The sequence below is a fragment of the Methanolapillus africanus genome (genome assembly GCF_032714475.1).
In the GTDB taxonomy this organism is placed as follows: domain Archaea; phylum Halobacteriota; class Methanosarcinia; order Methanosarcinales; family Methanosarcinaceae; genus Methanolapillus; species Methanolapillus africanus.
The window spans coordinates 152,232-163,211 of the sequence record NZ_JAWDKD010000003.1 but is presented as its reverse complement, the minus strand read 5'-3'; the positions used below and the strand labels follow the sequence as shown (position 1 = coordinate 163,211).

The 10,980-nt window shown below is 38.7% G+C and carries 9 protein-coding genes; 2 read left to right on the top strand and 7 right to left on the bottom strand.

Annotated features, from left to right (window positions below):
* The first annotated feature begins 71 nt into the window (after positions 1-71).
* Complete coding sequence (locus MsAg5_RS01260; protein WP_338098803.1) at positions 72-437, top strand: IS30 family transposase; 366 nt, start codon at positions 72-74, stop codon at positions 435-437.
* A 585-nt stretch (positions 438-1,022) separates the two neighbouring features.
* On the opposite strand, the gene MsAg5_RS01255 is transcribed toward MsAg5_RS01260, so the two are convergent.
* The 7 genes from MsAg5_RS01255 to MsAg5_RS01225 all read right to left on the bottom strand — a co-directional run bounded on the left by MsAg5_RS01255 (position 1,023) and on the right by MsAg5_RS01225 (position 10,052).
* The gene (locus tag MsAg5_RS01255; protein ID WP_338098795.1) at positions 1,023-2,189 is read right to left on the bottom strand and encodes a pyridoxal-phosphate-dependent aminotransferase family protein; all 1,167 of its coding nucleotides are present in this window, start codon (positions 2,187-2,189) and stop codon (positions 1,023-1,025) included.
* A 211-nt stretch (positions 2,190-2,400) separates the two neighbouring features.
* Positions 2,401-2,955 (bottom strand): CBS domain-containing protein, encoded by a 555-nt coding sequence (locus tag MsAg5_RS01250; RefSeq protein ID WP_338098794.1) that lies wholly within the window; start codon positions 2,953-2,955, stop codon positions 2,401-2,403.
* A 120-nt stretch (positions 2,956-3,075) separates the two neighbouring features.
* Complete coding sequence (locus MsAg5_RS01245) at positions 3,076-4,704, bottom strand: phospholipase D-like domain-containing protein (RefSeq protein WP_338098793.1); 1,629 nt, start codon at positions 4,702-4,704, stop codon at positions 3,076-3,078.
* A gap of 15 nt (positions 4,705-4,719) precedes the next feature.
* The gene (locus tag MsAg5_RS01240) at positions 4,720-5,907 is read right to left on the bottom strand and encodes a hypothetical protein (RefSeq protein ID WP_338098792.1); all 1,188 of its coding nucleotides are present in this window, start codon (positions 5,905-5,907) and stop codon (positions 4,720-4,722) included.
* Positions 5,904-8,750, bottom strand: coding sequence for an AAA domain-containing protein (locus MsAg5_RS01235; RefSeq protein WP_338098791.1), 2,847 nt, complete (start codon positions 8,748-8,750; stop codon positions 5,904-5,906). The genes MsAg5_RS01240 and MsAg5_RS01235 overlap by 4 nt, the downstream gene beginning before the upstream one ends.
* Positions 8,750-9,238, bottom strand: a complete 489-nt coding sequence (locus MsAg5_RS01230) for a hypothetical protein (RefSeq protein ID WP_338098790.1) — start codon at positions 9,236-9,238, stop codon at positions 8,750-8,752. Before MsAg5_RS01230 ends, MsAg5_RS01235 begins: the two co-directional genes overlap by 1 nt.
* Entirely contained in the window at positions 9,222-10,052 is an 831-nt protein-coding gene (locus tag MsAg5_RS01225; RefSeq protein ID WP_338098789.1) for a viperin family antiviral radical SAM protein, read from the bottom strand. The genes MsAg5_RS01230 and MsAg5_RS01225 overlap by 17 nt, the downstream gene beginning before the upstream one ends.
* Positions 10,053-10,180: 128 nt before the next feature.
* Here MsAg5_RS01225 and MsAg5_RS01220 point away from each other — a divergent pair, with 128 nt between their 5' ends.
* Entirely contained in the window at positions 10,181-10,960 is a 780-nt protein-coding gene (locus MsAg5_RS01220; protein ID WP_338098788.1) for a hypothetical protein, read from the top strand.
* Positions 10,961-10,980: the final 20 nt, after the last annotated feature.

Below are 10,980 nucleotides of genomic sequence, written 5' to 3'. Positions count from 1 at the left end.
ATACATTTGGATCAAGGAAATCAAAACAATGCGGACAAATAATCGTTGACAGGGTAACGCATTAGGTTTGTATCAATCTGCTGAAAGACAAATCAACAAAAGAAATGATGGATAAAGCGCTTGAAAGCCTGAAACAGCTGCCGGCAGAATTCAGAAAAACAATAACATTCGATAATGGAACCGAGAATGCAGGACATGAATTGCTAATAAAGGAATTAGATATTGAAACTTATTTCTGCCACCCATATCATAGTTGGGAAAAGGGAACGGTTGAAAACACAATTTCATTAATTAGAAGATATTATCCGAAAACTACAAATTTCTCAAAGGTAAGTTGGGAAGAATTAAAAAATTTAGAAAATAGGCTGAATAATAGGCCAAGAAAGTGCTTAAATTTCATGACTTCTTACGAAGTCATGAAATTATGCACTTCTTGATTGAAGATAAGAAAGATAAAAAAGATGAATGATTTCATCTTTTTTCATTTCTATTTTTAGATTTGAATCTATTGACTCTGTTTTTAAATTACAGTTTGCACCTACAGTTAACTATTTTTAAATTTCAATTTGCACCTACAGTTCACTATTTTTAAATTCCAATTGCATCTGCAGTTCACTTTTTAAGTTACAGTTTGCACCTACAGGTGACTGTTTTTAGGTTGCAGTTTGCACCTTCTGTTTCCAACAATACAGTTGTTTACTTGTTCCGGTTCTGCATCTGCCGTTTCTGACAAGATACATATCACTTTGCTCAGTTTTCCGGTTCTGTTTCCAACTGTACCTTCCCATCCGGCGATATCCGCTTAAACAGACGCTTTGCGTCTGTTTAAGCGGAATGGCTTACATGATAAGAAGAAAACAAACGGACGGTTACAATTGAAAATATAAAAAGAAAATATTGGATGGCTTATTTGAAAAAACGAAAAGAAAAAATGATCGCCATAACGCGCGCGCATGCCGCCCGCAATAACAAAAAAGGAAAAAAGAGGTTTTGAAAAAGATTCAAAACCGTCTGTTTCTGTTTTAGTACAAATCCTTCATGGCTTCCGCCGCAAAGTCGTCGACGGCGCCGGTGGCTTCGACAATGCCCAACGTGAACAACACGAATTCGAGTTCGGTCATCGTGTTCATGATGTTGAGCGGTGTGGTGGAACCCATGGATCCGACTCTGAAAATCTTGCCTTTCAAGTGGTCCTGGCCGCCGGTAATGACGATGCCGCGTTTGCCGAGCGCTTTTTTGATTTCTTCGCCGTCGACGCCGGCCGGGGCCTTCATGGCGGAAACGGTGTTGGAGTACGCGCTGTATTGGTTGAGCGTCGGGAACATTTCAATGCCGATCGCAGTCATCGAGTCGCGGACGGCTTTGGTCATCAAGTAGTGGCGGTTGATTCTGTTTTCAATGCCTTCTTCTTTGACCATGCGCAGAGCCTCTTGGAGTGCGTAGAACAAAGAAACGGCCGGCGTGTACGGGGTTTCTTTGAGTTCTTTGTTGGCGCTGTTGCGGTAGGCCAAAAGGTCCAGATAATACGGACGGGTGGTGATATTTTTCATTTCCTCGGCCGCGCGTTCGCTGACGGCGGCAATGGAGAGCCCCGGCGGTGCCGCCAGACATTTTTGAGAACCGGTCACGGCCACGTCGACGCCCCACTCATCCATAAGAACGGTGTCGCCGCCAAGCGAGGACACGACGTCTAAAATGAAGTAAGCGCCGTATTTCTTGGCCAACTTTCCGATTTCAGGCGCCGGGTTGCGGATGGCGGTTGAGGATTCGTTGTGAATCATGGCGATGGATTTGATGTCGCCGGCTTCCAATGCCTCTTCGACTTTGCCCAAGTCGACGGATTGTCCCCACTCGAATTCGAGCGGAACAAGGGTGCCGTATTTGCCGGCCAATTTCTTAAAGCGCTGGCCGAACTTTCCGTTTTCGATCGCCAAGATCTTGTCGGATTTGTTGTTCAAAGAACCGATGGCGGCTTCCATGCCGGCGGTTCCGGAACCGGAAATAACGGAAATGTTGTCCGCTTTCGTGTTGAAAAGTTCGGCGGAAACGGATTGAATCTCGCCGTACATGGCGGAAAAATCTTTGCCGCGGTGGTTGATCATCGGCTTTGCCATCGCAAGCAAAACGCGGGAAGGAACGGTAACGGGGCCGGGCATCATTAAAAGCTTTTCATCTGTTCGAATCGTCATAAAAAACAACCTGATTGATTTTATTTGAATTTGAGAGTTGGTTATACCATTTCAAATCTGAATAGAAATTTAAGAGAAGGAATAAAATGTTTTTCGTTGCTTTGTCAATTTTGAACAATTTTAGAACATACGTCAAAAAATAATTGTCAACAAAATTGAAAGCATGAAATTAAATTGTAAAATTAAAATTAAAATTTATAAAATAAAACACTCACCCGTTAATAATTTTCATAATATCGCTTTTGGTAATCACGCCGGTCACGACGCCTTTTTCCATCACCAAAACCGCCGGGCTGCGTTCCAAAATGTGGGAAACGGTTAAAACAGAAGCCGTTTGCGGAACCGTCGGGAACGACTCTTCCATCAAATCCGACACAATCATGCCGGTCAGCGATTTTTTGACCGCGATTGTCCGAACGACCGCACCTTCCGACAAACTGCCGACCGGAACGCCGTTTTCAATCACCGGCAATTGAGAAATGCCGTGCGCGTTCATGGTCATGACCGCTTCTTCCAGCGGCTGGTTGGGACGCACCTGAATCACCGGGAAACTGATGATGTCCTTGGCAACGATTTGCTGCTCCTTTTTGGCTTCTTCAAAAGCCGCCAATATTTTCGCAACGGTCGACAACCTCGGATCGACGTCGCTCATTTCAATCCGCGCAATCAAAGGCTGGCTGACCCCGGCGCGCTTGGCCAAATCGCTTTGCGTCAAACCGAGTTCAATCCGCTTCTTTTTCAAATCTTCCGGCGTAGGAATCTGCATAATCTGTTATTACTTCAAGTAATAGTATATAAGAATAATTCAATAAATTAAACATGAATAATCAACCGGCTTGAAACCAGTCAATTACTCAAATACAAATATGTTTTTAAATTAACAGTTTTATTTTTGTTTTTTCTGATTGTTCCGTTCGTTCTCTTTTTTGGCGTCTTCGTCCTTTTGTTTCTGAACAATTCCGTCAATGAAACTTTGATCGGCATAGGCAATCTTCGTCCCGAATTTAATGACTTTGTCATAATCATCCCAATTGGAGACCAAAAAGAACTGCCCGTTCTTTGATTGAACCTTAACGACACCGTCTTTTTTATCGATGACTTTCACAGATTCATCTGTAAATTTTTTAGGGATTGCAGTTATTTTTCCTTCAATCTTTTTATATTTGATTTTGCTGTCATTTGGAAGGCTTTTCTTTACGAATTCATCTCTGTTGGAATCATTGTCTCTGATTTTTCGGAGTTCGGAGAGGTCTAACTCTTTTTCATTTGTGATCTCAATCCGGTCTTCGACTTGAAGAGGTTCTTCTTTGAAACCAATTTTTATTTTTGGATCGAATTGAATCAACTTATGATTTCCAGCCGGAATTTTTTGAAGTTCTATGTTTGATTTGAATTCACCCATCCTTTGGGAAATTAGGTTCTCAACAAGCCTCTTAAATTGCTTCGTCTCATTTTCATTCAGCAAAATGCCGACTTCAAATCCGGAATCTAATCCCAAATTTGAATAATTCGACGTCATGATCATTGATTTCACCGAATCCGAAATAATGAACTTACAATGCACCCTCGTTGAAAAATTGTACAACTCGGCACCTGCTAAAGACAAGTCCATTAAGGAATCAAAGGATTTTTCTCGGCACAAAATCTTGACATGAACGCCTCTTTGAATAGCTGTTTTTATTTCACTCATACAAGCGTGGTCTTTATCAAAACTCCATGAAGACAAGATGATTTCTCTTTGAGAGGATTGAATCAAACGAATCAAGTTTTCCCGAAGAGTATTCTTTCCTTTGCAAGTGCATGGATGTGTAATTTTTTGAACATCAATTTCTTTAAAGGGAGAGGATGAAATCAAGTGAAGCGTCTTATCATCGCGAATCATTTCATGTCCTGCTTCATTCCAAAAACCTTCCACGAACTGAGTGAAAAAGGATTGAAGGTCCCTGGCATCATTCATAGTTAACGCTAATTCAATATTTTTTCCACTCATGGCATCTTTTGTAAAATTACAAGTTGCAAAAACTCCTTTTGGATTGGAACCCTTCGGATCGAAAAGAGCGAACTTTGCGTGGAAATGAGGGGAAGTGCGAACCAAAACTTTGCCAGCCAATTTGTCCAACAACTTTTTGTGTGATTCAATGATTTCCTTTTTATTTGTCCCATCTTCAAATTCATCTTCCTTTTCCACGCTTAACTCTTCTTCTCGGGCCGTCAACAGGTAGACCCGAACACCTCTTTTTGATGCTTCAAGGAGAGCGTCCATAAATATTCCGTCTTCGATTAAATAAGATGAAACACAAATGATGTCTTTCGCTTCTTTTGCATTATCTGCCAGTGATTTATCCAAATTTAATGCCGTCGACGTTACGAACAAATTCCGAGATTCCATTGTTAGAGATGGAAAAGCCGACAAGTCTAGACTTGTCGAATTGACCGACATCAAGATGTTATTGATTTTTTCATTTACATTCTCTTTTTCAACATCAATAATAATCGGCATAATTTCTGTAACCATATTTCATCCCCCCGTTTACTCCAAACTTAAATCTGATACTGCAATCACATGCCAGAAAACATCATCTCTTTTCGAAACATCTTCCCGTTTATGGAATTCGATGTAACCTTCATAATCCCAAATGGAATCTCGGAGAGTTTTAGGATCCATATTTTTTGAACATTTGCAAATAACGTCAATTTTTTGTTCAGTAATTTTTTTGAATAATTCACGTGTCACATACCCATTTTTAACTTCGTTTTGAATTTCACGGATAATCCAAGCAACGGCTACATTATGGTTCTTTGGAACAACTTGAATTTTATTAACTTCTGAAATGCGATATGTTCCATATTCATCAAAAAATATGTCACCGCCTTTTAATTTCATAGTCAATGAACCCGAAACACGATCCAAAAGCTCTGCAGTAAAACAAACAGACTGATCTTTAGAGGAATAAGTCAATCCGTTTAATTTTGCCAATTCTTCAACAACCATGCTGTATTCGATTGGAAAATTGGCGTGGAAGGAACTCTCAATCTTATCGCTTTCCTTCTTCCCCTTCCCTTTCTTCTTTTGAAGAAGAATTGACTTATTCCCGTTTTCTCCAACCATTATTTTGACAGTGATTGGTTCACCTTCGGTTTCTTTACATCCATTCTCAAAGACTTCTTGGACCTCCACGACTTTTCCATCTTGAAGAGGAAGATAAATTTTTTTCTTGACCCATTGGTCGGTATTTGGAACGATAACGGTTTCATTCATTTTCCCTTTGAACAACTCTTTGTCCTTGCTCCTCTGTGCCATTTCTTGAAAACCACTCTGTACATTTGCTTCATCAGGAACGCAACCGATAAGGGAATTTTCAAAGATAGGGTCCTCGGAGACAATGATTTCGTAAATTCCCTGATGTGGAAGCATCACGTTTCCGGTTTCCACCATTTCCTTTGAAAACGGAGTTAAACAGAACCCGGAAGATTCTTTTGTGATGAGTTTGTATTCTTCCATCATTGCCAACAGTCTCTTACCAAAAGGGTGACTTGCCGGTTTCTCAGCCTTGAAGTATTCCGAATTGACTGTATGCCAATCAACGTTGTATCTGCTGTCAACAAACATTAAAAATGGCAATATGTCTTTATTCCGGTCTTCTGCCAACTCATTAATAATCATATTCACCCGATAGATTTCGTGTTCAACTTTGTGAGTTAATGTAAATTCAGTCATGATTCATCCTCCTTATATCGAATATCTTCCCCTAATGATTGCATAAAATTTCCTAAAATATCGCGACGCCCTTTGTAAAAATCTTTATCGGCGTAAACAATTAAATAGTGCCTGGCACGAGTGATAGCAACATTTAACCGGTTCCTGTTGTCCAAGAATCCGACTCCACCGTGTTTTCTGGAACGGACAAAAGATAATAAAACAATGTCTGCTTCATGTCCTTGAAATCGGTCGACATTTGCAACGACGACTTCGAGATTGAAATCTTTCAAATCGAAAAATTTACGGCCACCGGGCTGCTCCTTTCTCATTAAGTTTGCCAAATGCATCTCCTGCTTTCTGTAAAATGTTAAAATGGCAACACTCCATGGACCATCCTCTTTCGGATGCTCTTTTGTCCATTTTTTAATCTTCTGCAGCTCCTTCATGATTGCGTCAGCTTCGTTCATATTGATATTTCCGCTTCGTTCTTTGCACACGCAATTTCGAATGAAGGAATGCGAACCATATCCGATCTCACAAATTTTTCTGTGTTTCATTTCTCCGCCATCAATGAGCGCTTTATTATCATAGACATGTTCTCGCGGGAATTCGGAGATTTGAGGATTCATCCGATGTTGATAACTCAACTCAACCATTCGATTTTTTAGAGTTTTTTCAGGCAGACCTGTATACAAAATAATATCTTTTTTATTTCCATCATTGTTTCCAAATCCGTGAATCAACAAATCAATAATAGAGGGAATTTCTATTTTTTGAAGATTGTTGATCGATTTATCCAATTCCTTTCTGCAATATTCTATATCAGTGAGATTAAATCCCGGGAAGAGCATTTTTATATCCTTTTTCAGATAATCGTGTTTTTTGTCATTTCCGGAACTGGACATCTCATACATTCTGGAAAGCCTCCAAACAATCTCCCCTTCCCAGTCCCGATCCGACATACCAAAGACCTGATTCCTTCCTTTTTCAGCAAAGAAATTTCGCTGGTAGGTCCATGAATTCGAGAGGATGAGTTCTTTTTCTCCGACGATTTCGGAGAGAGGAGGTAAGAGATTTTTGATTTGATCGAATAAACTCTGCTTAACAAAAACAGCTTTTGAAACCATAATTTGCCGAAGAACATCTTCCGGAATAGGGTGGCTATCAACAACAGTTGTTAACGGGAATGCGTTCTCATCTTCCAATTGTTGACTCAAATATTGTATTTGTTCCCGAATTTGATCAAAATAAGGGCAGTCATCGTCCAACACAATCACTTTGCAATAAAGATCGGGCTTTGATCCGTCTTTTGATCTGTTTTCAGATTTTTCTTTTGAATTGAAAACGTTTAAACAAACGTCTCTTAACTCCGGAGAAAAACGGAGATCATCACATCTGAATCCTAAGCTGCTTATCAAAAAATCACTGTTGACATAAGGCGCCAGCTGTTTCGGATCCCCTGAAATGACCCATTTTTTTGCATGTAAAGCCGGAATCAAAAACTCTTGAAACGTCGTTTTTGAAGCTTCGTCCAAGATCATGACATCAAACGGCGGCAAATAACTGTTCTTCTCCTTAATCATAGGAGCCTGTAAAATACCAAAGGTTGTCCCGCAAACAAGATTTGATGTATCTAATATCACATTTTTGATAACATCATTACCATCTTTACTCTTCAAACTTTGATGCAGCTCTTCCTCAAAAGGTTCAAATGTTCTCTGAGAAGAAATGGTTTCTAATTTCTTCAACCACCGGTCTTTTGTAGAATGGACCACAGAATCCAAGCGGTAACCGGAAACTTTTTCTGAAACGACTTCTTCCCGGCCAATCCGGATCGGGACAATACCCAATTCTTCGTTTAAATTATTTTCAACAATTCTTTCTAAAACATTGTCAACGGCAACGTGAGTCGACGCAACGAGCAAGATGCGCTTTCCCTCGGCAATCAGTTGAGAGATTAATTCGATCAACGTTGCTGTTTTTCCACTTCCGGGAGGACCAACCAATATTGAAAAATCCGGAGAATTCAAAGCTTTCTCAACGAATTCTTTTTGTTCATTTGAACCATCTAAATCCTTCAAAAAGTTCCACTTTTGAACCCGGTCACTTGAAACGTCTCCCCAATGAGCATGTTTTTCATCCAAAAGCAAATTAATAAGGGGTAAATGGTATGGATGCGGCATCCCCACTAACCTTTGAATAGATTCTTTTTGCTTCTTAAGCTGGTAAACATCTGTTCTAATATCCAAAATCTGTCTTTTTGGACTGCCTTTTATGGTCATGGTTTCTTTCTTTTCATCTGTTCCCCGGATGATGACTTTATCGTCACCATCATAAACAGAACCGGAAGACGAATATAACATAGCCAATATTTTTTCGGTAATGTCATCTGAAGATTTATTTTCCACCAGGCCGGCATGAACTTTCAAATCACCCATTTCTGCCTGTTTATTTTCTTCAGGCCTTACATAAGCTTCCAAATTTTCCAATGTTGTTTCAAGAACTTCGAAATTTTTAAATGAAACCATCTCGCTGGATTCATTCAGACATTTCAATTCAGCCGGCAGCCGTCCCTTTATATGGACAATATGAGACTCCGATTCATATTTTATAACTTTCAGCTCTTTGTTTGCTTTTTCCAATTTCTGGATCGTCGGTTTCACCTTGGATTCATCAAAAGTAATCCGAAACTTAACGGATTCAACCGCATATGTAAATTGATACTGCTCATTTTGTCTTTTGTCAATCGCTTTTTTCAAATACCATTCATGGTCTCTCAATGTCAAGAAAGCACCATCTTTCATATGTGAAGCTTCACGATCACTCACGCCGAACCCGGCATAATACAAGGCATCTACCATCAAAATCCCTCTTTAAAATAAAATTCAACATCTTTCAACGTCATTTCCGGACTCAGTTTCTCAAAAGTGTCAATAGGAATAATAAAATCTGCATCCTTATTGAGAACATAATTGCATCTCAGTCCTTTGATAAAAGCAACAATGCCGAGAGAAATCGCCATCAAGTTCGTCCCGCCCGTCAAACCGGCGATGATTTCAATATCATCCGACGGATACTCATCAACAATTCTCAACATCGACTGAATCATCTCGTTCACAGACGTTTCCGTGAATGGATCGACAAAAACCATATCCAAAACATTGACACCGGTTTCTTTTAAATGGCCGGCATAGGAAATCGTGTCTTCTTTCATTTGAACGGATGAAAAAAGAATGACATTTTCAATATTAAGTGACATTATTGCCTTTTCAATGTGTTCTTTGGAAATGCCGACATTGAGCAAATAAATTTTAGAAATATTGGAATATTGTTCAGACATTCCAGTCATATATTCCACCCCTCCTAAAATATTTTTTTATATCCATAAAATTAAATTTATTTTCATTTATTATATGTAAAAAATCTAAATATTCCAAGCGTCCGTTGATATTCGTCTGGATTTTTCCATCCGGACTGATCATCAAATAACTGCCGATCATGTCCTCATTGTCTTCAAAAACCGGACGGTCGCCGTTTCGAAGAACGAGATCCAAATGTTTTTGAACAAATGTGCGGAACTCATCATCTGTCGGACAAAGATATTTTGCATCAGCGTTTGCATTTTCCAGAATAAGCATCCGGAAAACTTTCCATCTTTGAGGAGACAACTCGCCGATCAAGCCATGCATGTTTTCATCCCAATTCAGAGACGTAATCGTGCTGTTAATTTTCAGATTCAAGCCGGTCGAATGAATCCAAGAACAACATTTTTTGACGCGTTGAACGTGGTTTCCAAATCCTCTTCCCAATTGAAGTTCCGTTTTTTCACATCCGGAATCAATAGAAAGACCGATCCAATCCAAGTATTTAGCCATCAAAGGCACGTTTTTTTCCGTCAAAAACGAACCATTGGTCTGAAGCGTTGTCGTAAACCCATAGTCCTTAGACAGTTTGAGAATTCGGTCAAAATCCGGATGCATTTGCGGTTCCCCGCCGACAATATTGAGTTTCTCAATTCCGATCTCACAAAGCGTTTGAAGAATTTCCTCCTGCATTTTATGATCTCTCAAGTCTGTGCGCACCTCTTTGGCAAAGCAGAATTGGCACTTGTAATTACATTTAGAGGTGATGTGCCAATTTGCTGAACGTATTGTCGAGTTCATAATCCCTAATAGAATTAAAGAATAGATTATAATTTTTATAAATAATTTAGTAAAAATATAAATTATTTAATGAAAAAATATATAATATACAAAGAAAGTAAACAATAAATACAAAAAAGACATACAATATGAACATGACTGAAATTAAAAAAAAATATATTCATATCATGTGCGCCGGAAACGCCCTTCCGACAACATATCGAGAAGCTCAAAAAGAATATCCGATTCACCGCGTTGTTATTTTCAATGATTCTACATTCAAAAACAAAAACGAAGATATTGAAAAAAATATTCTTGAAACCATGGATTTGTGTAAAGGTAACAGAATAGAAGTGGAAAGAGTAGATTTGGGAAAAATAACAATTGATGATGTAATGGCTGAATTTTTGAAGATCTATTCGAAATACAATGATTACAAATTCATGTTTAATATAACCCCCGGAGCAAAACCTCTCGCCCTATGTTTATTTTATGCTTCAATTTGGATTGAAGGAGACTGTTATTATATTAGCGAAGGAAAAAAAGATACAGCTCCTGAAATCTTAAAGTTTGAAAGACCACAAATTCACTTAAAAGAGATAGAAAAAAATCCGAACTATGTGACAATTTTATCATTTTTAAACGAGAAAAAAGATAAAGAAGCAGATATGCAAGAAATATTGAGATACATCGGATACAAACATGGAGATAAAATTGTAGAAGGGCAATATCAACCAGTCAAAAGTGGAGACAAAACAAAAAGATATGTTTCAATAAAAATGATTACGGATTGGACTAAAAATTTAGAATTATGGGGACTCGTCACAAAAGAGAATATAGATGGAAGAACTAAAAAAGTTTGTTTAACCAGAGATGGGCGATTTACAATCAACTTTTTAAAAAATACAAATAATAAAGAGGAAAAATAATTCAACCTCATTTATAATTT

Excerpts from the sequence above, each read along its gene's own strand:
- MsAg5_RS01255 (WP_338098795.1), bottom strand. The coding sequence starts at position 2,189 with ATGACGATTCGAACAGATGAAAAGCTTTTAATGATGCCCGGCCCCGTT.
- MsAg5_RS01250 (WP_338098794.1), bottom strand. The coding sequence starts at position 2,955 with ATGCAGATTCCTACGCCGGAAGATTTGAAAAAGAAGCGGATTGAACTC.
- MsAg5_RS01245 (WP_338098793.1), bottom strand. The coding sequence starts at position 4,704 with ATGGTTACAGAAATTATGCCGATTATTATTGATGTTGAAAAAGAGAAT.
- MsAg5_RS01240 (WP_338098792.1), bottom strand. The coding sequence starts at position 5,907 with ATGACTGAATTTACATTAACTCACAAAGTTGAACACGAAATCTATCGG.
- MsAg5_RS01235 (WP_338098791.1), bottom strand. The coding sequence starts at position 8,750 with ATGGTAGATGCCTTGTATTATGCCGGGTTCGGCGTGAGTGATCGTGAA.
- MsAg5_RS01230 (WP_338098790.1), bottom strand. The coding sequence starts at position 9,238 with ATGACTGGAATGTCTGAACAATATTCCAATATTTCTAAAATTTATTTG.
- MsAg5_RS01225 (WP_338098789.1), bottom strand. The coding sequence starts at position 10,052 with ATGAACTCGACAATACGTTCAGCAAATTGGCACATCACCTCTAAATGT.
- MsAg5_RS01220 (WP_338098788.1), top strand. The coding sequence starts at position 10,181 with ATGAACATGACTGAAATTAAAAAAAAATATATTCATATCATGTGCGCC.